The 24,452-nt window shown below is 44.2% G+C and carries 16 protein-coding genes and 3 tRNA genes; 4 read left to right on the top strand and 15 right to left on the bottom strand.

What is annotated here, in order from left to right; genetic code table 11:
* Positions 1-33 precede the first annotated feature (33 nt).
* Positions 34-1,719 (bottom strand): response regulator, encoded by a 1,686-nt coding sequence (locus tag BGK61_RS09105; protein ID WP_076011548.1) that lies wholly within the window; start codon positions 1,717-1,719, stop codon positions 34-36.
* Positions 1,720-1,925: 206 nt separating this feature from the next.
* A complete protein-coding gene (locus BGK61_RS09100) occupies positions 1,926-2,597 on the bottom strand; it encodes a 2OG-Fe(II) oxygenase (RefSeq protein ID WP_076011547.1) in 672 nt (223 codons plus the stop codon).
* A 495-nt stretch (positions 2,598-3,092) separates the two neighbouring features.
* On the opposite strand from BGK61_RS09100, the gene BGK61_RS09095 reads away from it, so the two are divergent.
* From BGK61_RS09095 to BGK61_RS09080, 4 genes are all read left to right on the top strand, one after another.
* Entirely contained in the window at positions 3,093-4,649 is a 1,557-nt protein-coding gene (locus BGK61_RS09095; RefSeq protein WP_014949262.1) for a bifunctional GNAT family N-acetyltransferase/carbon-nitrogen hydrolase family protein, read from the top strand.
* A 190-nt stretch (positions 4,650-4,839) separates the two neighbouring features.
* Positions 4,840-5,649 (top strand): AAA family ATPase, encoded by an 810-nt coding sequence (locus tag BGK61_RS09090; protein ID WP_076011546.1) that lies wholly within the window; start codon positions 4,840-4,842, stop codon positions 5,647-5,649.
* A 144-nt stretch (positions 5,650-5,793) separates the two neighbouring features.
* Positions 5,794-6,552, top strand: a complete 759-nt coding sequence (gene rluF / locus BGK61_RS09085) for a 23S rRNA pseudouridine(2604) synthase RluF (RefSeq protein WP_076011545.1) — start codon at positions 5,794-5,796, stop codon at positions 6,550-6,552.
* 110 nt (positions 6,553-6,662) lie between these two features.
* A complete protein-coding gene (locus BGK61_RS09080) occupies positions 6,663-8,954 on the top strand; it encodes a diguanylate cyclase domain-containing protein (protein ID WP_076011544.1) in 2,292 nt (763 codons plus the stop codon).
* Between the two features lie 128 nt (positions 8,955-9,082).
* Here BGK61_RS09080 and rpsO read toward each other — a convergent pair whose 3' ends face one another.
* The 13 genes from rpsO to BGK61_RS09015 form a co-directional block, all read right to left on the bottom strand.
* On the bottom strand, positions 9,083-9,352 hold the full coding sequence (rpsO, locus tag BGK61_RS09075; RefSeq protein ID WP_012518257.1) for a 30S ribosomal protein S15: 270 nt from the start codon (positions 9,350-9,352) through the stop codon (positions 9,083-9,085).
* Positions 9,353-9,472: 120 nt separating this feature from the next.
* Positions 9,473-10,447 (bottom strand): tRNA pseudouridine(55) synthase TruB, encoded by a 975-nt coding sequence (gene truB, locus BGK61_RS09070; RefSeq protein WP_076011543.1) that lies wholly within the window; start codon positions 10,445-10,447, stop codon positions 9,473-9,475.
* Complete coding sequence (gene rbfA, locus BGK61_RS09065; RefSeq protein WP_014998173.1) at positions 10,448-10,849, bottom strand: 30S ribosome-binding factor RbfA; 402 nt, start codon at positions 10,847-10,849, stop codon at positions 10,448-10,450. It lies immediately after the preceding gene.
* A gap of 115 nt (positions 10,850-10,964) precedes the next feature.
* The gene (infB, locus tag BGK61_RS09060; protein ID WP_076011542.1) at positions 10,965-13,571 is read right to left on the bottom strand and encodes a translation initiation factor IF-2; all 2,607 of its coding nucleotides are present in this window, start codon (positions 13,569-13,571) and stop codon (positions 10,965-10,967) included.
* Between the two features lie 24 nt (positions 13,572-13,595).
* Positions 13,596-15,092, bottom strand: a complete 1,497-nt coding sequence (gene nusA / locus BGK61_RS09055; protein WP_014998171.1) for a transcription termination factor NusA — start codon at positions 15,090-15,092, stop codon at positions 13,596-13,598.
* 45 nt (positions 15,093-15,137) lie between these two features.
* Positions 15,138-15,596: a ribosome maturation factor RimP gene (gene rimP / locus BGK61_RS09050; RefSeq protein ID WP_014949254.1), complete on the bottom strand. Its 459-nt coding sequence runs from the start codon at positions 15,594-15,596 to the stop codon at positions 15,138-15,140.
* 301 nt (positions 15,597-15,897) lie between these two features.
* Entirely contained in the window at positions 15,898-16,899 is a 1,002-nt protein-coding gene (locus tag BGK61_RS09045; protein ID WP_076011541.1) for a response regulator, read from the bottom strand.
* Positions 16,900-16,913: 14 nt separating this feature from the next.
* Entirely contained in the window at positions 16,914-20,249 is a 3,336-nt protein-coding gene (locus BGK61_RS09040) for an MHYT domain-containing protein (RefSeq protein ID WP_076011540.1), read from the bottom strand.
* A gap of 171 nt (positions 20,250-20,420) precedes the next feature.
* Positions 20,421-20,497, bottom strand: a tRNA-Met gene (locus tag BGK61_RS09035).
* A 51-nt stretch (positions 20,498-20,548) separates the two neighbouring features.
* Positions 20,549-20,625, bottom strand: a tRNA-Met gene (locus BGK61_RS09030).
* A gap of 53 nt (positions 20,626-20,678) precedes the next feature.
* Positions 20,679-20,755 (bottom strand) — tRNA-Met (locus BGK61_RS09025).
* A gap of 202 nt (positions 20,756-20,957) precedes the next feature.
* Positions 20,958-21,260, bottom strand: a complete 303-nt coding sequence (locus BGK61_RS09020) for a 4a-hydroxytetrahydrobiopterin dehydratase (RefSeq protein ID WP_076012520.1) — start codon at positions 21,258-21,260, stop codon at positions 20,958-20,960.
* Between the two features lie 183 nt (positions 21,261-21,443).
* Positions 21,444-24,149, bottom strand: coding sequence for a TonB-dependent receptor domain-containing protein (locus tag BGK61_RS09015; protein WP_076012519.1), 2,706 nt, complete (start codon positions 24,147-24,149; stop codon positions 21,444-21,446).
* Between the last annotated feature and the right edge of the window lie 303 nt (positions 24,150-24,452).

The raw sequence follows: 24,452 nt of genomic DNA, 5'->3' as shown, positions 1-24,452 counted from the left end.
TTACGTTATTTTGATAACAGTCTGTATAAACTGCTAGGCTTTCACAGCCACCATTCCTACCAAGTCAGCAGCATTGCTGTTTTCTATTTCAATACCAATTCTGGCTATGTACTGATCACGCTTTTCCGCTTGTGTGGGTGATAAATCGCTGCTAGAGAGAAGGGTCGCCGCTTTTGTCGCTGCTTTCATCTGTTCGTCAGATAAATTATCACCTAAATGAATTTGAGTAATAACTTTCAGTAAACTAAGCGCGACTTGTTTATCTTTCGGCGAGAGCGTAAGTGCCTGGCGCAAATTATTAAAAGCAGGTAATAACCTGTTTTCCTTATAATTTACCGCCGCCATTTGCTTAAGCTCTTTTGTTGTAAATTGAATTTCAGTACGCTCAATCGACTCTTGGTTCAGATATTCATTTACTACTTGCGAAGTAAAGGTATCACCTTCGATCTGCTTTCTCAGCTTATCTAAAATACTCACGCAGTGTTCACGCATACCCAGCTCGTGAAACGCTTTCATCTTGTCGAGGCTATCTTCCATCGACAGACCATCAGTAGAAGCAGAGCGTTCCTTCATGAGTTTTTCTGCGCCCTTCTTGTCATCTCGAAGACACAAAACTCGTGCTTTAACTACATCAATCTGTTCGCCCAGTTGAGACTGCATACCTTTTTGCTGTTTCAACTCTTCCAGCTCGGACTCTGCGCGCTTAATATAACGGTCGCCCTCGGCGCTGCCTAAGCTGGTTGCCAAATCAATTGTAGAACGAATAACATTCAAGGTAAGTTGTGGCGAGTCGTGAATAGAGTTTTTGGCGAACTTCGCCATATTCTGTACAGCAGATAGTTGGCCCGCTTTATCGTGGTTCAATCTGGCCAAATCCCATAGCCTTTTATTTCGCTCGATATTGCGTGGCGCCAGTCGACTTGCTTCTTTCATCTGCTCGTAAGCAATATCGAACTGCTCTTTTTCAATAAAGTATTGCGCGAGTAAGTCAAAAGTTAAAAATCGCGTATCGTGGCGTTGTAGCAAGTCGTCAACCAGCAGCTGAGCTTCTTCTAGTTCATCTTGTCGAAGTAACGAGCGAGTTAAACCAATATGCACCCACGCATGATCCATGCTTTGTAATAAGCTTCTAAAATAATCCTCTGCCGTCTGATAATCGCGAAGCTGTAATAAACAATCGCCGATTAACCGTTTTATTCTGGTGTGGTATTCCGATAGCGAAGGGTCTTTTAACTGGCGCTCTGCATAGTACATTGCAGTGGAGTAATCCCCCATCTGCATACAGTGAAGCATTTTATGCAGTTTAAGTCTTATTTGAATAAGGTACTCTAACCGCGATTCTATCTTGTTACGCTGAAGAGGTTTTACCCAAAAGTCATCCGGTTGCAATTCTACAATGCAGTTAACCAGTTCAGGCGAGGTCTCTGCACTAAGAAAGATTACCGTGGTGGTGTCGTTGATATGATTGAGGTGTTTAAGTTCTTCAAAAAGATGGAAACCATCTTTATCGTGACTGACATTAAAAGCCAGCAACACAAAGTCGTATTGCCTCGCAGCACAAAGCCTTTTAGCATGAAAGGCATTAAAGGCACTGCTTACATTTTTTATTCCAATCTCATGCAAGGCCGATGTCACAACATCGTGTACAAGCCCCTGGTTATCGATAACCAGTACATGCAAATCTTCTCTTGGGGTTGGGGCAGGTATTTTTTCCAGCATTAACCAATCACTTCTAACGTCTTTTCCCTAAGCGTCGTAATGAATCATTTGTAATTACGACGGCACAATATTGCGCGAGCTCTGCGCGAAAGGCGCTGGCCAGTAATTCTAACCAATTCTTATAATAGCGCGCATGTAGCCTGAGCTTATTATACATAAGTCTTGGGGTTTAGATACAAGTGCATGCCACAACCTACAACAAGCGGCTAACGAGGCGGATCAATAGCGTCGTTTATACTGCCGTTTACCCTAAACCACCCTGCCACAGAGTGACGAGTACGCACTGCAGGTAATACTTCATGGGGGAACTCTTCACTCAAAAAGACAACGAAAGAGCCTTTTGTTGGCAAAACTCTTGTACCAATCTGGTCGCTTTCGTCCGCATATAGCACAAGTTCGCCCCCATCGTTCTTAGTCCAATCTTCATTTAAATAGGCTACGAGAGATAACACACGGTTCCCTTGCCCTTTAAACGCATCTACATGGCGCTTGTAAAATTTACCCGCTTCATAGCACGCAAAGTGACTTTCAAATGAGAAAAGCCCCATAAAAAGAGAGCGATTTATGTATTGCTGCAAGGCCTCACACCAAGATAACCATAGCGCGCCTTCTTCTGAGGAACCTGTAATCCAGCAGATTTCGTCACCTCTTACCTTTTCAGCCTTCTGATAATTTTCTGCACGACCAATACCAGCGGCTTTGTATTCAGTGTCCGAGATTGAACGCTGGCATGACAAAAGTGCTTGTGTAATAAAATCCGGTAATCCATTCTCTTGAACAGAAAAGCCTTTAGCGACCAGGTCGTCGACGATATTTTCAAACAACGTCTCATCAAAAACGTGTAGAGGCTGATACGACGCAAGTTGTTCTCTATTCATTAGCGTGTTGTTACCTTATAGCAATGCACTAATTATGTTATTAGGTTTAGGTTGGGTACGGTGGAAATTAGCGAACTTATACGCGGGGTTTTGCGTGGTGGCAATTGCATGTACTCATATTTTGCGCGTTATTTTTTTATCGACAAAAGAAAAAATATTTGTCGCTATAATTGGTGTAGCGAAATCGCACGCTTCTTGCTTACTTTGTTTTAATTAGGGACTGTTGACCTTTAGTTTTCGAATTTTGGTCTACATGAAAGTCTTTTAAGCGCGAGACAGTCCAGCAAAGCTAGTGGGCTAAGTAAATCAATAAGTAAAACTATATTCTGATCACGACAAATGTTCGAAAGAAATTACTTATTGCTACTTAGTAACACTGATACTACAAATGTAGCGGTCGAACTGTAATAAACAGTTGAAAAACCGATTACATCACGGTTTAGTAGAAATCTACGTAAAACACGTATAAGAAATCTTTAGCAATAAGAGTAACCCATGAGTCAAGATCAAACACAAATAGAAGAAACGGAACATCATCTAGACTTAAGAAACTTGAGACTGGACGACTACAACGATGTGAAAGCGTTAATGGATGAGGTATACGCCAACGTTGGGGGCGCGTGGCCTTACTCTAATTACAAAGCTCAAGTTACAACGTTTCCCGATGGCCAAATATGCATAGAAGACAAAGGCAAAGTGGTCGCATTTGCCATTTCGGTGATTGTAGATTATGACCAATTTGGGGATAAACACAGCTACGATGAAATAACCGGTGACGCTTACTTAACTACACACGATCCAAATGGAGACGTGCTTTATGGCGTTGAGGTAATTGTATCACCTGAATACCGAGGGCTTCGCTTGGGACGGCGTTTATATGAAGCGCGCAAAGAACTCTGCCGCAATCTTAATTTGAAATCCATCATGGCTGGCGGTCGAATCCCGAATTACAAAAATCACGCGCATGAATTGTCGCCTTATGAGTACATTGAACAAGTAAAACTTAAAGATATATACGACCCCATTTTAACTTTCCAACTCTCAAATGGGTTTGAAGTAAAACAGGTAATGTCGGCTTATCTTCCAGAAGATGAGGCCTCTCAAGGTTACGCAACGTTGCTTCAATGGCACAATATATATTACGAACCGGGCACACCGTCTCTCATCGCCAGTAGAAAAACCAGCGCCCGTATCGGGTGTATTCAGTGGCAAATGCGTTATTTCAATAATGTTGAGGAGCTCCTACAGCAAGTAGAGTATTTCGTCGACGCGTTATCTGACTACTCGTGTGACGTTGCCCTCTTTCCTGAATTTTTCAACGCGCCGTTGATGGGCTTAAGCCCTTCTGATTCATCAATTGATGCGATTTGGCATTTGGCCACCTATACCGATGAAATCCTCACGGCGGTGTCTCATTTAGCCGTGTCGTATAACATCACGATTATCGCGGGTTCTATGCCTGTGGTAGAAGAGGAAGAGCTTTACAACGTGAGTTACATTTGTAAACGCGACGGGACCATAGAGAGCCAATATAAGTTGCACCCTACTCCCCACGAGAAAGAAGATTGGATCATGAAAGGGGGCAATAGCCTTAAAACCTTCGATACCGATTTCGGTAAAATTGGTGTATTGATTTGTTACGACGTGGAGTTTCCAGAACTTGCACGTATTCTTGCCGATCAAGAAATGCAGATTTTGTTTGTACCATTTTGGACAGACACTAAAAATGGCTACTTACGTGTGCGCCGCTGTGCACAAGCCCGTGCAATTGAAAACGAATGCTACGTGGCAATTGCAGGCAGCGTAGGTAACTTACCTAAAGTTGATAATGTAGACATTCAGTATGGCCAAACTGCGGTATTTTCTCCCAGTGATTTTGCTTTCCCACATGACGCAATTGTCTCTGAAACCACGCCAAATACAGAAATGACGCTAATTGTTGATTTGGATTTGGATAAACTGACCAAGCTTCAAAATGAAGGTTCAGTGCGCAACTACCTGGATAGAAGACGGGATTTGTATCGCGTTGAGTGGATTGGCGATAAGCAATAAAGCCAAGGGTTAACGCAATTTTAACTTTTTGTGGCTTATGTATAATTGACATTCAACATAAGCCATAGAATTTCCTTTAATTTAGCGATAACATGCTTATGCGCGCAAATATAAATGTGTTGTCTTCTTATTGAATTAAGCATGTTAATGCAGTGAAGAGAACACTACATAACGAGACTATTAATTTACTATGGCAAATAATTCGAAAAACGATGAGTTCCCAACCATTAGATTGGATGAAGAAGACCGTCGTGATTATCAAACCAAACGTCAGGCAGCTCCAACAAAGACAACGCCTCCGCCGTCATCTTCCCCTTCCGCCAACCGTCAGCCTTCTGGTAGCGGAAACGGTAATGGAATCTGGGTTGTATTAGTTGCCGTTATCGCTTTAGCTGCTTGTGGTGGTTGCTATTACCTGTACACCCTGCTTGAGCATCAAAAAGCAGTTGCCGAGCAAGCGGAACAACGCATTTTGCAACTAGAAAACAAGCTATCTGCCACCGGTGAAGAAATCGGCGAATCTACCGTAGCCTTACAAGTTAAAGTCACTGAACTGACAAATAAAACAAACGAGCTATGGGAGCAAATGGATAAGCTGTGGGCATCGGCTTGGCGTCGCAATCAGCAAGAAATAGCTGATCTTGGCGACCGCGTGGGCAATGTTCAGAATTCGTTGAACAAAAATATCAGTTCAGTTTCAGAAAACGTTAAATCGCAAGCAGCAGCCATTGGTTCTGTGAAAAATCAGCTCGCATCATTAGCTGACGAACTGCTAGCTGTTAATGTTCAACTTGAACAAGCAGCAAGTGACAAACAAAGTGCTCAGCAAAGCGTGCGCAATTTAACCGACAAGCTGTCAGTGCTAGAGCAACGCAACACCACATTATCGGGGCGCATTACCAGCCTAGAAAATGAAATACGCGATATTGCCACCAAAGTCGTGTCAAGTGGCAACTCGACAGGTGGTAGCGGTTCTGCACCCTCGCCTACGGGTAATTAATAGCAAACACCACTTAGTGTAAAAACAGTCAAACGACCGCAACAAGCACTGTTTAATGAGTAAAAAAGAAAGGGGCGAATCGCCCCTTTCTTTTTGCCGTGATAGTATTGCACTCTTTTTAAAATCTATAGGACTTAATGCGCAATGAGTGACCAAGCGCCCAAACGTTTAAATAAATATATCAGCGACACTGGCCTTTGTTCTCGCCGTGAAGCCGATAAACTCATTGAGCAAAACCGCGTTACCGTTAACAACCAACCGCCGGAACTTGGCACCAAAGTGGGGCCTGGCGATACCGTAAAAGTAGACGGAAAAGTGGTTGGTGCCGTTGCATCAGATAAGTCAGACCGCGTATACATTGTTTACAACAAACCCATTGGTATTACCTGCACCACAGAGCGCCATGTAAAAGGCAACATTATTGACGCTATCGGTCACAAGGAACGTATTTTCCCCGTTGGAAGGTTAGATAAACCATCGGAAGGCTTAATCATTTTAACCAGCGATGGAGACATCGTGAACAAGATCCTGCGTGCTGAAAATGCCCATGATAAAGAGTATGAAGTTACGGTGAATCAGCCCATAAGTGAGCGCTTTGTTAATCGTATGGCACGCGGTGTACCGATCCTTGGCACAGTGACTAAACCTTGTGTGGTAAAGCCTACCGGTAAGAATAAGTTTACCATCATTCTAACTCAGGGGCTTAATCGACAAATTCGCAGAATGTGTGAGTTTTTAGGTTACGAGGTTACGAAACTTAAGCGAACTCGCATTATGCACCTTGAACTTGATTCATTAAAACCAGGTCAGTGGCGTAATTTGACAAGCCGTGAACTCGCTATAATGCAAAACGCGGTTCGCACTTCAAGTAAAACAGCTAGCAATGCCGAGTTGCGTAAATAAATGAAACTACTACATTTAGTAGTAGTTGGTTGAAAACACAATTTAAGACTTTGAAAAACGGACATTATCACTTTTTTTCGGTAAAGGATTTCCCACCGAGCACTGAAATATTGGCTACTTACGATCTTACTTTCGTAGTGGCCTCTGTTGTTATTGCGATTTCGGCTTCTCTTATCTCTTTCGTACTGTCTGCAAAGATGTCGCAGACAGAGCTACAAAACGAGCGTTCTTTTTGGTCGCTGGCTTCGGCGTGCTTCCTCGGTTTCGGCATTTGGGCAATGCATTTTGTCGGAATGCTGGCTTATCAGCTGCCCCTTGAAGTTTCCTATGGCCCGTTTGTTACATTGCTGTCGGTTTTACCCGCTATTCTTGCGAGTATCGTTGTGATGAGCAAACTGCCACACAAAGCTAACTCGCTCTGGCTCAGAAGCTTATATATGGGCCTTGGTATAGGCAGCATGCACTATATTGGCATGATGGCAATGCAGATGGATGCCGTCATGGCCTATGACGGCTGGTACTTCTGTCTATCAATAGTGGTTGCCGTAGGATTAGCTGGTATAGCGTTAAAAACCCATGAATACGTGACCACGTCTCAGCTGCGAATTACTAAGCAAATTGTACCTGCAATCATTATGGGCTGCGCTATATCCGGTATGCATTACACCGGAATGCTGTCTATGCACGTGTATGCACTGCCCTCCACGCAAATACTACAAGAGCCGGAAACAAAGAACCTCGCTTACCTGGTCATGTTAATGGTGATGCTTTTCGCGTTTACTATCCTTATCTTTATCGAATTGCGAGCCCGAACTTTATTGCTGGAGCGCTATAACGCGGTATTAAATACTGTTCAGGAAGGCGTACTGACCTTTGACAATGCTGGTATGGTTGAATTCGCAAACCCTGTCGCGCTAAGCATGTTTGGACTTGATGCTATTACACCTCAAACTGTCCATATAAGAGAACTTGTAAGCCCTTCTCAGCACGTACATGAGCCACTCCTGATTGGATTGAAAAAAGCAGCAAGAAATAGCGCAATACATCATATGCCACTAACGCTAGATGGAATAAGAAAAAGCGGGAAGATTTTCCCATTAACACTACGTATCAACCTTCTGCCAGGCAATGACATATCCTATGTGTGTACGGTGAAGGATTTATCTGATGTCAAAAATCAGGAGGTCTTTGCTCAAACGGTATTTGACGCGCTACCCAATATGCTGATTGTCAAACGTGCCGACACCCTTTCTATCACCCACGTAAATGACGCGGGAAGCAAAATATTAGGTGCTGATAAAGCCTCTCTCGTCGGGTTATCAGATTTTGATATTTTCGACGAGACAGAAGCTAAAAAATTCATTTCGGACGACAAACAATTGCTTTCGAGCTCTGAAAAGCAAAACGTAAACGAGTTCGAGCTCAACATTGACGGTGTAACGCGCTTTTTTGAAACAAAGAAAATCGTAATTGATGATAATTATGGTAAGCCGCAATACATCTTGGCGCTTTCTGAAGATGTAACCAAATGGCGTGAAGCACAGCATACACTTAAAACACTAAACAGACGTATGTCTATGGCCGCAGATGCTGCTCACATAGGCGTGTGGGAATGGGACACTTCCACTAACGAGCTCATTTGGGACGATTGGATGCATAAAATTTACAGTGTCACCAAGGCGGGGTTTAGTGGCCAATTTAGTGACTGGGAAAGTACGGTCCACTGTGACGATATCGTTAACGTAAAGAAAAAGATTAATCAGGCCATACAGGAAAGCTCAGGCTTTCATGCGACCTTTCGGGTAAAAGCGGCAAGCGACAAGTACCGCCACATAAGCGCGTATGGACGTATAGAAGGCAACAAGATGTTTGGTATCAATGTTGATATTACCGAACAGGTGGAGGCTGAGCAGCAAATTAGGAAGCTAGCGAATAGCGATACGTTAACGGGTTTAGCCAATAGACTTGCGCTTTCTACCTACATGCGTAATGAGCTTGCTCGCTTAGAGAGGAACAATAAACTGTGTACTCTCTTATATTTGGACCTCAATCGATTTAAGCCAATTAATGACGAGTATGGGCACACGACAGGTGATGAAGTATTAGTGGAGCTTGCACAAAGGCTTCAGTCAATGTGCCGCGTGTATGACATCGCTTCGCGCGTTGGCGGTGACGAATTTATCGTTGTTATCACAGAGCTAAACAAGGACTTTAGCGTAGAAGCACTAAAGACACGGTTAGCTAAAAACCTTACCCAACCTATTTCCACAGCTCACGGTACGTTCAGTGTTGGCGTCAGCATTGGTCATGCAAGTTACCCTATTGAGGGAAAGACTTTAGAAGAACTCATATTTGTTGCTGATGAAAGGATGTTCGAGGATAAGAAGCTAAACAGCAATTAATCTTACCCTTTTACGCTTACCCTATTACGTCAGGTGGCTAACATCTTGAATTAGCACTGCACAAACGAAGTTACTATATTACTTCGTAAAAAAAAGCGCCCATTGGGCGCTTTTCTTGAAACCTAGTCTTATCGACGTAGACCTAGACGCTTGATAAGGTCAAGGTAACGCTCAGCGTTCTTGCCTTTAAGGTAGTCTAGAAGCTTACGACGTTGGCTAACCATACGTAGAAGACCACGACGTGAGTGGTGATCTTTCTTGTGATCAGCAAAGTGACCTTGAAGCTTGTTGATGTTGTGAGTAAGCAAAGCAACTTGAACTTCTGGTGAACCAGTGTCGCCTTCTTTAACGCCGTACTCAGCAATGATTTTTGCGGTTTCTGCTTTAGTTAGTGACATATCATTCTCCTAATATTAATGCTTCGCCGATCACTAATTCAGCAAAGCGGAATGAGCGCCGTATTATAATGACGTTTACAGACTTAGCAAGCCATAAACCGTCTTTATTTACCAGCGCAGCTAAGATGGATAAACAACTCGACGTTTTGGGTTAACAAACACTTCTTGTTTAGGGATACCTTGGTCTTTCGGGTCAAGAACCCCTTCCCCTACGCCTAAGAAAATACCACTAGTATCTTCACCGTGGTAAACGCGGTAAGACATACCTTCAATAAGTGATTCGCTACATACCCCTTTTACAGATTGACCGTTATCAAAGCGGTTTCTTTCCGCATCGTTAATAGTCACAAATGGTAAGCGACTTACAGCCGTATCCATAGGAATCAATAAGTCATCCAGCGCTTTGAAGTCACCTTCTTCCAGTGATTCCTGAATTTCAATCAACTTATCCAGCGATACCATTTTATCTGTGGGATAGTCTGCTACTTCCGTGCGGTGTAAGCGAGTTACGTAGGCGCCACAGCCAAGGTTTTGACCCAAATCATCCACGATAGAGCGAATATAGGTGCCTTTGCTGCATTTAATGCGCATTTCTACAAACGGCAGTTCAATACGCAGTACATCCAGTTCATACACTTCAATATCGCGGGGCTCACGCTCAATTTCTATGCCTTGACGAGCATAATGATAAAGCGGCTTACCTTGATGTTTAAGCGCTGAGAACATGGATGGTATTTGTTTGCTCTTACCTAAGAACGCCAAACATGCATCACGCACTTGTTCTTCGCTTACTTCAACAGGTTTTTCTTCAACTACTTCACCGTCCGCATCAGATGTGGTTGTGCGTACGCCTAATTGAGCAGTTACCTCGTAGGTCTTCTCAGCATCCAGAAGAAACTGAGAAAACTTGGTGGCTTCACCCAAGCAGAGCGGCAGCATACCACTGGCAAGCGGATCAAGTGCGCCTGTGTGCCCGGCTTTTGCCGCTTTGTACAGCCAGCGCACTTTTTGTAGCAGTTGGTTAGATGACCCACCAAGCGGTTTATCAAGCAATACTATGCCGTTAATCTCACGGCCTTTACGACGTCTTGCCATCTACTCCTGCTCTTGTGATTCGTCTTTATCGCGCTTTGACTCATCTTTTGCGATGGTCTGTGACACAAGATTAGAGATACGCATACCTTCAACAATCGACTTATCTTCAAAGAAGTGAAGATCTGGTACTGAACGCATGCGAATACGTTTAGCTAGAATACTGCGGATAAACTTTTTGTATTCTGCCAGTTGTTTAATTTGCGCCTTACCTTCCTCTTCGGTGCTGTTGTAGATAGTCACAAAGATTTTTGCATGCGCTAAGTCGCGCGATACATCTACGTCAGAAACCGTGATCAAAGGCATATCGCCAACGCGGTGCTTGTATTCGTTTTGCAGAATGCTCGCCACTTCTTTATGAACTTGCTGAGCGACTCTGTCGGTACGTGAAAATTCACGGGCCATTGTACTCTCCTTTCCTTATGTAAATGTCGAGCATGATTTGAATTTATTGACTAAATACAGACAAAAACGGGAGCACTCGGCCCCCGTTTTTCACATGCCGAATTAACTAAGGCAATTAAATTTCGCGCTTAACCTCAACGATTTCGAAGACCTCGATTTGGTCGCCTACTTTCACGTCGTTGTAGTTCTTAACGCCGATACCACATTCCATACCGTTACGTACTTCTTGTACGTCGTCTTTAAAGCGACGTAGTGATTCTAACTCACCTTCGTAAATTACTACGTTGTCGCGAAGTACACGGATTGGGTTGCTACGCTTAACGTTACCTTCAGTAACCATACAGCCCGCAATTGCGCCCAGTTTCGGTGACTTAAACACGTCACGTACTTCTGCAAGACCAATGATTTCCTGCTTGAATTCTGGTGCAAGCATACCACTCATGGCCGCTTTCACTTCGTCAATTAGGTTATAGATAACGCTGTAGTAACGTAAATCAATTTCTTCAGCTTCTAGTACGCGGCGCGCTGTAGCATCAGCACGAACGTTAAAGCCTAGTACGATAGCGCCTGATGCAGCCGCAAGGGTCGCGTCAGTTTCAGTGATACCACCTACACCACTACCTACAATGTTCACTTTCACTTCAGACGTAGAAAGCTTAACAAGTGATTCAGAAATTGCTTCTACAGAGCCCTGTACGTCAGCTTTTAGTACGATGTTCAGTTCACTAACATCACCTGATTCCATGTTCGCGAACATGTTTTCAAGTTTCGCTTTTTGCTGACGAGCAAGTTTAAGTTCACGTTTCTTCTGATGACGCTTAGCTGCTACTTCACGCGCTTTACGCTCGTCTTTAACAACAGCTGCGTCTTCACCCGCTACCGGAACACCAGACAGGCCAAGTACTTCCACAGGTGTAGAAGGGCCAGCAACTTTAATTTCATTACCGTTTTCGTCGCGCATTGCACGAACACGGCCGTACTCTTCACCACAAAGTAGAATGTCACCAGCGCGTAATTGGCCTTCTTGAACCAATACAGAAGCTACTGGACCACGACCTTTATCAAGGCGAGATTCAATAACAATACCGCGACCTGGGCCTTCAGCTACTGCTTTAAGGTCAAGAACTTCAGCTTGTAGAACGATAGCTTCAAGCAATTCGTCTACGCCCATACCTGTTTTCGCAGAAACGTTACAGAACTGGTGCTCACCACCCCACTCTTCTGAGATAACTTCTAGTTGAGATAGCTCAGTTTTAACGCGATCAGGGTCAGCGGTTTCTTTATCCATTTTGTTTACTGCAACGATAAGAGGTACGCCAGCAGCGCGAGCGTGCTGTACCGCTTCTTTCGTTTGAGGCATTACGCCGTCATCTGCAGCAACAACAAGAATAACTATATCTGTCGCCGTAGCACCACGAGCACGCATTGCAGTAAACGCGGCGTGTCCAGGTGTATCTAGGAACGTAATTTCACCGTTCTCTGTTTCTACTTTATATGCACCAATGTGCTGGGTAATACCACCGGCTTCACCGTCGGCAACTTTCGCGCGACGAATGTAGTCAAGCAATGACGTTTTACCGTGGTCAACGTGACCCATGATGGTTACAACAGGTGCACGTGTGGTTTTTTCACCGCCGGTGCCGTCTGCCAACAACTCATCTTCAAGTGCGTTGTCGTTAACAAGCTCGTACTTATGGCCCATTTCTTCAATCACTAGTACCGCAGTATCTTGGTCTAGTACTTGGTTAATGGTTGCCATTTCGCCCATCTTCATCATCGTTTTGATAACTTCGTTAGACTTAATTGCAAGCTTACTTGCAAGTTCGCCAACGGTGATGGTTGCGCCAAGCTTAACTACACGCTCTACAGGTGCAGCTGGCTTGTTAAAGCCTTGCTTAAGGTGCTCACCCGCATTTTTCTTCGACTTACGACGACGGCGAGATGAACGCTCAACCTGCATATCTTCTTCGTCTTCAGCTTCTTGAGCATAACGATTAGAGTGCAAGTGAACTTCTTCAGCTTCTTCTTTCTTACGACGCTCTTCTTCTTCTTTCCAGCGACGCTCGTTTTCTTCAGCAAGTTTACGCGCTTCATCAGCCGCTTTCTTTGCTTCTTCTTCAAGCTTTTTCTGCGCTTCTTCTTCTTGCGCTTTACGAAGACGCTCTTCTTCCTGACGAGCCGCTTCTGCTTCCGCTTTTTCAGCTTCCGTTAGCTCTGGTTCGTCTTTCTTGCGTGCTTCAGCTTCTTTCTTCGCTTGCTCAGCACGACGAGCGCGCTCTTCTTCAGCGGCTTTTTTCGCTTCTTCAGCTTTACGCGCTTTCTCTTCAGCCGCTTTTTTGGCATCAGCCGCTGCTTTTTCTTCCGCTTCGCGCTTCAGACGTGCTTCTTCTTCAAGACGCTTCGCCTCTTCTTCCGCTTGACGCTGCTGCTCTTCAATGTCGCTGCGTTTAACGTAAGTGCGCTTTTTACGTACTTCCACTTTCACTTCTTTAGACTTACCAACACTCAATGTGCTGGTTGTCTTACGCTTAAGTGTCATACGCGTCGGTTCAGCTGCGCTGCCGTGTTGCTTACTTAAATGATCCAATAGTTTTTGTTTCTCGTCTTCGTTTACCTGATCGCCGGCACTCTTAGTGATACCCGCGTCTTTAAACTGGCCAACCAATCGGTCAACGGTCGTACCAATGTCGCTGGCGAGCTTTTCAATAGATACATCTGCCATTACGTAATTTTCCCCCTGTTGACCTTACTCTTCTTCACTGAACCATACGATATTACGAGCCGCCATGATTAATGCACCGGCTTTCTCTTCGTCTAGTTCATCGATATCACTGATATCATCGGTACCTTGTTCTGCTAATTCTTCCAGGTCAGTAACACCGCGGCTGGCCAACACATAGGCCACGTGTTTACTCATACCTTCAAGATTTAATAAGGCTTCTGTAGGCTCTGCACCTTCAAGCGATTCTTCGTTCGCCAGTGCACGCGTGGTTAGGAAAGCACGCGCTCTGTTGCGCAGCTCTTCAACCATTTCTTCATCTAACCCTTCAACCGCTAGAAGTTCACTTGCAGGCACGTATGCCACTTCTTCAAGCGTTGTAAAGCCTTCATCTACCAGGACAGACGCGAACTCTTCGTCGATGTCCAAACCAGCAGTAAATAGATTAAGTACCTTCGCGTTTTCTTCTTCGTGCTTCTTGTTGAGATCGTCAACCGTCATCACGTTAAGTTCCCAGCCAGTCAGCTGGCTAGCTAAGCGAACGTTTTGACCACTACGGCCAATCGCCTGAGCTAGGTTGTCTGCTTCAACCGCAACGTCCATTGTGTTGCTGTCTTCATCAACAACAATAGACGCAACTTCAGCAGGTGCCATTGCATTGATAACGAATTGCGCTGGGTTTTCATCCCATAGCACGATATCAACACGCTCACCGCCAAGTTCACCCGATACGGCTTGTACACGTGAACCACGCATACCAACACACGCACCTACTGGGTCTAAGCGTTTGTCGTTAGTTTTAACCGCAATCTTTGCACGAGAGCCTGGGTCACGAGCCGCAGATTTAATTTCTAGTGTTTCTTCCGCAATTTCTGGCACTTCTAAGCGGAATAATTCAACTAGCATGTCTGGGTGCGTACGGCTAATGAATAGCTGTGCGCCACGTGCTTCTGGACGGATAACGTATAGAAGACCACGTACACGGTCACCCGGACGGAAAGTTTCACGAGGAAGCATGTCATCGCGGTAGATAACGCCTTCAGCGTTGTTACCCAAATCGATGATGATATTGTCGCGGTTAACTTTCTTTACCGTACCGGTAACTAGTTCACCCACTTTGTCTTCGTACTCAGCAATCATTTGCTGACGCTCAGCTTCACGTACTTTTTGTACGATCACTTGCTTTGCGGTTTGCGTAGTTATGCGGTCGAATTTTATAGATTCAATCTGTTCTTCCACATAATCGCCAAGTTGAATCTCTGGTTCGTCGATTTGTGCCGCAGAAATCGTAATTTCAGCAAATGGGTTTTCCTGTTCTTGATCATCAGGAATAACCAACCAGCGACGGAATGTATCAAAGTCACCAGACGTTCTGTCGATGCTTACACGAACTTCAATTTCGCCTTCGTTTTTCTTTTTTGTTGCACTAGCGATCGCAAACTCTAGCGCTTCAAAAATTTTCTCTCTAGGCACTTGTTTTTCATTTGAAACGGCTTCCGCCACTAACAAAATTTCTTTATTCATTTTCGCCTCTCTTTTGCTTTCGTCGATGAAAGCAGAGCTGTTCCGTTAATCGAACGTGGGAACAACGTTACCTTTTTCGATATTCGCCACAGCTAACTGGAACTGCTGGCCATCCACTTCAATACTTACAATGCCATTTTCGCACGCGAGTACTTTGCCTTTAAAATTACGTCTGTCATCCATTGGCATAGACAAACGAATTTGAACCACTTCACCCACAGACTCGATATAGTGCTTCTCTTTGAAAAGCGGTCTGTCCATACCTGGTGATGACACTTCCAAGTTGTATTCAGTGCTAATTGGATCTTCAACATCCAAAATTGCGCTAACCTGATGACTTACATCTGCACAATCATCTACGGTAATACCGTTTTCATGATCAATAAAAACACGAAGAATCGAATGTTTCCCCGCTCGTACAAACTCGATACCAACCAATTCGAAACCTAGTGCTTCAACACCCGGCTCTAACATTTCGGTTAGTTTCTCTTCAAGTTTTGCCAATGCAAACCTCCAAAAACGAAAAAAGGGCCTAAAGCCCACCTGTCATCACCCGGCTCAGCGAGGCTGACTCCAGGTTTTAATACAACAAAAAGCCCCGGACTAGCGGGGCTTTTATTAAAATTCTGAACCCATACCTGCCAACATGGGCAGTTGCAAACCTATGGGTAAAACCACCGTTAGGTGATAGCTTGCTAATGATAAGTGCGTTACTTTCCTGTACTGAGGGAGCCCGCTCTCATCACGTAATACGCACATTATACGTCTAGGCGCCGGATTAAGCAACAGCCAATAGAGTCTGCTGTTAATCCTCGTCTTTAAATGTTGCCTTTATGTCGAGTATTTTTGGCATTATCTCTAGCATAAGGTCGACAAGTTTAGGTTCAAAATGTTTACCTTTTTGGCTTTGCAGGAAATCTACCGTCTTTTCAATGCTCCACGCGTCTTTGTAAGGTCGTTTACTGGTTAGAGCATCGAACACGTCAGCGATAGCGCAAATACGCCCTTCAATAGGAATGTCTTCACCGGCAAGCCCTTTGGGGTAACCCGTCCCATCCCACTTTTCGTGGTGGGTCAACGAAACAGATTTAGCGACTTTCAATAACAAAGAATCACCGCAATCACCAATGATTTCCGCACCAATCTCAGGGTGATGTTTCATAGTGGCAAACTCTTCGTCGGTAAGCTTCCCTGGTTTTAACATTATGCTATCAGCAATACCTATTTTGCCGATGTCATGCATAGGTGCCGCATGAAGCAGAATTTCCGCCTGTTTATCTGTAAGTCCATAGGCTAGCGCAAGCTCTTTAGAGTAATGGCTCATACGCATGACATGCATGCCCGTTTCATTATCTTTGTATTCTGCTGCTCTCCCCAAACGCTGAACAACTTGTAATCGGCTGTTCAGCAACTCGTCTGCCTGTACTAAGCTAAGATGAGTTTTAACCCGCGCTTTTACAATGGCTGGTGATATAGGCTTTGTAATATAGTCCACCGCGCCAGCTTCAAAACCTTCTGTCTCTTCGTGCTCGTCATTTAGCGCTGTGACAAATATAACAGGGATATGCCTTGTACTTGAAAGCTGTTTAAGCTGACGACACACTTCAAAACCAGTCAGGCCTGGCATCATAACGTCTAGAAGTATTAAGTTAGGCTGTCTTGTTTGTGCTAGTTTTAGTGCTTCCTCACCATTTCTGGCGAAAATTAGTTGGTAGTCATTGGCGAGAAGCTGCTTTAAAACCCGCAGGTTTACCGGCTCGTCGTCAACGAGGAGTAAAGTAGGTTTTGTGATTTCAATTTCTAACATGCCGTGTCTCTTGGCTACTTTAATTCTTTTATCAGTGTAGAGATGCGCTCATGCGCTAACTCAAACTCAAAATCATCGATATCTAAAAGTATTTGCGTAATCTGTTCTTTATGACTCGAACATCCAACTTCGCGTAAAAATGTCAATTCCTCTTCATCTACCATGTTTTGCTCTACACTATCGAGCATAGCTTCCAGATGACTAAGCAGCAACGCATTGTCGATACTTTCATTAATTGCATTCTCGGCGTACAGTGGCGATTCACTTAACATTAATTCGATTCTTTCTAACGCATCGCGAAGACGGTTGATCTCTTCAATATTAACTATCGATTTCAAAGCCTGCGCTTCAATTTCTCTGGTGGTATGGTAAAAAGTGGTTAAACAGAGATTACCTGACGTTCCTTTCAATCCGTGGGACAGCGTAGCGACAGCTTTGTAATCTTCTCGAATAGCCGCTCCCATTAGCTCATCTATCTTATCTCTACATGTTGATGAGAATTTATCAACTTCTTGTAGGATGGCTTCTTCACTTCCCCACAAATCCACCGCTTTTTTCAAATCCAATACGTTTTTATCGACTTTAAGCGATGGTTCAGATGTGCCAATTACTGGATTTTCCTTGGCATTATCTATCACGTTTGTATCTATATTGAGTACGCGCGCCACCTCTTCCATCAGCTGTGCAAAATCGACTGGCTTGTTAGCAAATCCTTCCATGCCTGCTTGCTGTGCAGCATGCTTATCTTGCACCAATACGCTAGCCGTAAGCGCAACAATGGGCGTCGGAGGTAAGCTATTTTCCTTTTCAAATTCTCGACGCTGTTTGGCTGCTTCCAAACCGTCTAGCTTGGGCATCTGTAAATCCATTAGCACAACATCATATGACTGTGATTGCATTTTATCTAATGCAATCAAACCATCAGTTGCGGTATCTACATTATGACCAGCACGCTTCAATAACAATGAAAGAAGCTCTAGATTTTGTTGGACGTCATCGACAACAAGTACATTTAATGTGGTTTCTATTCGCGTAGCTTTTGACGTTGTGTCACTCGAAATATGCTCATCTATTTCCACAACTTTCAGCGGAAGTCTAAATGTAAATGTTGTGCCTTTGCCTTTTTCACTGCGTGCGAAAATATTCCCGCCCATCAGTTCGACCAACTGCTTGGAAATAGTAGTGCCAAGCCCCGTGCCACCGTATTTTCTACTCATTGACGCATCGGCTTGCGAAAATGGATCGAAGACGCGTTCCACTTGCTCTTGCGTCATACCAATACCCGTATCTGACACATCAAAGTAGACAAATTTATCGTCGCTTTTTACGTTAATTGTCACCTCACCTTCGTGGGTAAATTTAACGGCGTTACCAATAAGGTTGTTGAGTACCTGACGCATGCGCTCGGGTACGCCTCTATACCCATTAGCTACTGAATCATCCACATTGAGTACAAGTCCAACTTTCTTGCGTTTAGCTTCTAACCAAAATGTAGAAATGACCAAATCTAACTCTTCGCGAATAAGAAAATCGCGATAATCCAAGTCGAGCTTTCCTTTATCTAGCTTAGCACTATCGAGGATATCGTTAAGAAGGTGGAGTAATGAACGAGCAGAGCGATTAATGGTAGTAAGGTGGGATTTCTGCTCTTCCCGAAGCGATTCGCCTAACATCAAGTCACTAAAACCAATAATTGCATTCATTGGCGTTCTAATTTCGTGGCTCATATTCGCTAGAAAAGCAGTACGTGCGGCGGCGGCTTGTTCAGCTTTTTCCTTTGCTGATTTTAGCTCATTTTCCATGACTTTTCGGTGCGTAATATCAGATATGAAGCCGTCTACATACAGTACCATGCCTTCGTCATCTTTAACCTGTACGCCATGCTCTGTAACCCACTTAACTTCGCCAGATTTCGCAATGATTCTATATTCATATGAGAATTCTCCTACCTCAGGGCTTATGGTAGAAAGACGCTCAGCATCTTCAGGATGATAAAGATCAGCAAATGAGCGTTTCGGATTAGGTAGAGTAAAATCCTCCGGCGGGTAGCCAGTAACCTCTATTACAGCGTCACTGATAAATACCATAGGCCAGCCTGGCATATTCAAGCAGCGATACGCCATACCGGGAATGTTTGAAATAAGGCTTCTAAACTTGGCCTCACTTTCACGTAAAGCATCTTCCATTTCTTTGCGTTTACGCAAATCAGAAGCAAACGCCACGAAAACAGGTTTCCCTTCAATTTTTGTATAACCTACCCCTATACTAACGGGTATCCTCTCGCCATCCTTACGTAAAACTTCAACTTCCCTACCAGCGCCAATAATTTGTTCTGTTGGTACTACCCGCTGACTAAAAAAGTCATCACCGTATAAATGGCGTCTCTCAGGCGTCACAATGTCGAGCGCGTGCATACCGATAATTTCTTGCTGAGTGTAACCATAAATACGTTCTACAGCAGGGTTCGCGGTTTTGATAATACCTTTATCATCTACAGTAAGGATGGCATCGACAGCAGTATCTGTTATAGCGCTTTGAATGCGCTCACTCTCGATGGCACGAACCATTACATCGCGGTATTTAAAGAGCAAGCTAATGCCCAGTACCATAGTGATGAGTATCAAAGTAACAATAGCAATGGAAATAGCGAGGAAAACCGCTATATCTGAGGACTGACCGGAAGTTTCCATGCCAGGTGGTAACACGAACCTAGCAGCTGCCATACCGGTATAGTGCATTCCAGAAATGGCCAAGCCCATAATAATACTGGCTAGCAATACATGTTTACCTAACAGTCTCTTGGCTTTAGTCGCAGCAGTAATACCAAACTTAATCCACAGTGACAGCATGGCTAAACACACAGCGACTATAATAGAAAGGGCAAACATGCCAAGGTCATAACGAAGAAGAGGTGCCATCTCCATAGCGGCCATACCGCTGTAGTGCATTGTGCCGATGCCCGCCCCTACTAACACGCCACCCAAAACTATCTCTGCAATGCTAATGCGAGTTTTTATTAAAAGATGAAGCGCCACCCACGCTGCCGCAACTCCTGGAATTGCAGATAGTCCGGTGATAAATGGGTCGTAGTTGACGGGTAAGCACAAATCAAACGCGGTCATGCCTAAAAAGTGCATCGACCAAATGCCACCACCTAGCGCAATACTACCGGTGCCTAATAAGGTATTTCTTCTAATTTTGTCTTCTGTAATCGCGGCTTGTCCCGCTACATTGAACGCCATGAATGACGCAAATACTGCCACCAACAATGAGAGCACAACCAATGGGAAATGATAAGCACCTTCAACTAAGGTGGCATGTTCTTCGAACGTAAAAAAACGAGAGATCATAACGCGGCCAAACTACCTATTAGTCTAATTTTCAATGGTGGCGTGAAGTTAACTTAGCACACTCGCATACACAGTGTAGTAATTAATTCAAAATTATCGTTTAAATCAGGAAGAGCTCAAGTGTTATATCGTCGGAAAAGAAAAAACCCAGCCAAAGCTGGGTTTTAAAGGTGGTTGCGGGAGCAGGATTTGAACCTACGACCTTCGGGTTATGAGCCCGACGAGCTACCAGACTGCTCCATCCCGCGACTGTACGGTAAAGCTTGCAAATGCAGTGCTTTTTAATTCTGGTCTTAAATTGGTTGCGGGAGCAGGATTTGAACCTACGACCTTCGGGTTATGAGCCCGACGAGCTACCAGACTGCTCCATCCCGCGCTTGTACGGTAAAGCTTGCCTTTGCAATGCTTTGAAATTCTGGTCATTTTCTGTGGTTGCGGGAGCAGGATTTGAACCTACGACCTTCGGGTTATGAGCCCGACGAGCTACCAGACTGCTCCATCCCGCGCCAGAAAATTAACGATGAAAGCGCTTCAATATGTGCCTCGCTTCAACGTGGTGCGTATTATACATAGGGACTTTCTCAACACAAGTGCCAAGATGCGAAATATTTCACTTTTCTGACTGTTCGCGCTTTAATTGACCAACCTGTGCAAAGTTAATACGAATTTACAGGTATTCAGTCCCATTTATTTAACGCAGTTTTCGAACTATTTGAATTTTTCCATTTTTTCAGCAAGCGCAAAATCAAGTTCAGTCAGTCCACCGGCATCGTGAGTAGTTAGCGTAACCTCTACTTTGTTATATACGTTGAACCACTCTGGGTGATGTTTTAGCTTCTCCGCCCAAATCGCAATCTGTGACATCCACCCGAATGCACGGATAAAACTCTTGAATGTAAATGTCTTTTTGATGCAGTCACCACTTTGCTCCCATGGAGTGTCATCTGAAACTAGTGCGTTTAGCGCATTCAAACTTTCATTAATTTCTTTTTCAGACAGCTTTGTCGCCATTATGTTCTCCTTTAAACAATAATAATGATGTACGCGATATCTTTAGGTTTGAATATGACACTTTAAATGACTGGTTTAATAAAAGAAGTGGGCGTGACTAAAAATACAAACTTAAGGTGGTGGCTATGGTTTACAAAAAAGCCGGCCTTATAAAGGCCGGCCATACTTCATTAGTATTAATGATTAAAACTCAATAGCTAAACGCGCATAGATCTGACGACCTCTAGGATCGTGAACCTTTGAGTCAAATCCACTGTTAGTGAATAGCTGTGGAGGATCTTCATCAAACATGTTGATTGCACCTAACGTCAACACATAGCTTTGTTCAGTGTCATATAAACCACCCAAATCAATATTGTATTGAGCGTCTACCGTTAGGTGACTATCCACCTCATAGAAACCACCAGAACAACCAGCCACGTTAGCTGTGCCGTCAGCACAGTTTTGATCATCATCGTAAGATGAGATGTAGCGTAGGAAAATATTCGCAGCGTGAATATCATTTTGCCACGCTAATCCTAGGTTCGCTCGCAACTCAGGTGAAGACACACCAATGTTATTAAAGTTACGACGTCCAGCGCCATCAATGTTCCCTGCTTGAGGGTCCGTCAAGTCGTACTTAGTTATGTACGTCGCGTTCAATGTAGGCGTGAAGTTACCAAAATCCGTCTCTATTTTATAACTTGTCACAAAATCAAGACCTGACGTCTCTAGAGAACTTGCGTTTACATAAGTATTGTTAATTTGCAGTACCGGCCCTGTTACTGGATCTCCGGCTCTAACTACTCTGTCTGTATTAGTTGGGTCGTCATTCAATACTGCTTGTGCATTCTCCTGAATGATCAGGTCTTCAAATTTGAAGTTCCAATAATCAACTTCTATAGACAGATCTCTAAATGGTTCATAAGAAAAACCGATGTTATACGCCGTCGATTCTTCTGGCTTTAACTCTTCGTTACCTGAAGTGCGCACCGCAACGAACGCCGTGGCCCCCTGAACAGGGTCAATAAGTTGTTGTAGCGATGTTGAACCACCTTGCGCTAAGAACACAGTTGGCGCTCTGAACGACGTCGATACAGAACCACGCAGTGAAAACTCATCCGTAGCACGCCACGAAATAGCGAGCTTAGGATCAACCGTGCTTCCAATAGTACCGCCGTAGTCTTCGTAACGAACAGCTAACTGAATGTCTAATTCATCATTTATCGGTAGAGCAAGTTCACCAAATGCAGCCCATACATCTTGGCTACCATCAATGTCTGGGTTACCAATAACGAATGTGAAGCTATCTTGGTTAGCAAGATCATCGTAATCTTGGCTTAATTGATTTTCACGATACTGAACACCCAACGCTAAAGCAGCAAAGCCACCGCCCATTTCAAACACGTCAAAGGACGTGAACGCTTCGAATACTTCTAGGTCAGCTTTAGAGTCGATAACTTCAGTTCCAGTGAATGAACTCACTACGTAATCTGAGTTTGGTGCTGAAGTATACGACGTTGCAAATGGGTTGAAGAATTCACAGTTCCCTACTCCAGGCGTTCCGGCAATAGGATCACAGTTTGAACCGCCTAGGCCATATAGCGCTAGTTGGAACTCGGTGTTAAGAACATCAGGCACTCTAAAAATGAAGTCATTAACCGCACGTGTATAGCTCACTTCCCAGAAGCCAGTATCAGTCACACCTTGTAAACTCGTACTAAAGCGGAAGGTATCTGATTCGGTATTAGCTGGGTCACCAGGGAAACCGTTACCTTCAGCTCGTCCAAAGAAAGCAACAGACTGACCAAACGGGTTTTGCGGATGATAATCTGGAACTATTGGCGAGGTAAGTATTGGGAAACTTGGGGCGCCACCACGTTCAGCGCGGTTTCTAGCCAAACTGAATTCCGCAGACCATGTTATATCGTTTTGGAATTCGTAATCTGCGCGCACATAAGCGTTCGTACGACTTTCATCGGCTACGTACGAGTAGAACTTACCAAAATCGAAGCCACAGAAACCAATGTCTAATCCAGGCACTGTACCACTTGGTGCAAGTAATCTTGGCGCTCCGCCAAACTCTTCACACCCGTATGGGTCAATAATAGGAAGTGCACCTGCTCCAGGAATGTTCAAAAAGAACGAGCCAGGGTTTCCTAACGCACTGGTATCGTCTTGTGGACGACTAAGACGTCTATCACTTAGGAAAAGCGGAGAACGGTTGGTATAGCTAATAGCCGCTAAAACACTTCCGTTATCTCCTGTCGCACCCCATAAGCCTTGCAGAATGTATTCTTTATTATCGCCATGAGCACCGTCTTGATAATCAAGGCTTACCATTGCACCGTCATAATTGCGTTTAGTGATAAAGTTCACTACCCCCGCAACCGCATCCGAACCATATAAAGCAGAGGCACCGTCTTTAACCACTTCCATACGGTCGATGGCAATCATAGGGACAAGTGAGCTGGTATCAACGAAGTTCAAACCTTCGTTTGTGGGTTGGGCAGTAACAACTTGACGTTTGTTGTTAAGCAAAACCAATGTTGACGCTACGCCCAAACCACGGAGGTTGATATTCGACGTACCCGCAGTCGCATTTTGAGTAAAAGCATCTGGGTTGTTTTCGGCGCCGGTGTTAATGGTGAGTGTTTGCGTGATATCCGCAATGTTTTTTGCACCTATCGCGTCGATAGCCACGCTATCTACTACGGCAAGTGGTGATGGAGATTCGAAGTTTTCGCTACGGCGAACAAAACTACCCGTAACCAAAATGAGTTCTACGTCTTTCTTAGCATCTTGCTCACTTTCTACGTCAGCTTCTTGGGCTGATGCGATGTAAGGTGAGCAAAATAAAGCAGTACCGACCATTGCAGCCACTGCTGTCTTACGCGTTTTAAATTTCATAGTGTGATTCCAAATCTGGGCTTATCACTACCGGCATACTACCCACACTTTCCGCTAGCGACAGGCTGTTCGATTTCGTGTTGTTATTGTTTGAGGCCATGAACAAATATTGACCTACAAATCTGATACTATGCTCGAATTCCATCTTTGTAAATTTATTGTGAATAATATGTTTACATTAATTTTACACATGGTCTGACCAGATATCTTTATGGATAACAGCCGACTACCGGTGGGTTAAAGCGCATTTACCCTAATGAGAATATGTTTCCCGATGTGGGTAATTTATTCACCATTACTAGC

This window comes from Alteromonas abrolhosensis (genome assembly GCF_001953635.1).
Classification (GTDB): domain Bacteria; phylum Pseudomonadota; class Gammaproteobacteria; order Enterobacterales; family Alteromonadaceae; genus Alteromonas; species Alteromonas abrolhosensis.
This window is presented reverse-complemented; position numbering and strand designations above follow the sequence as displayed.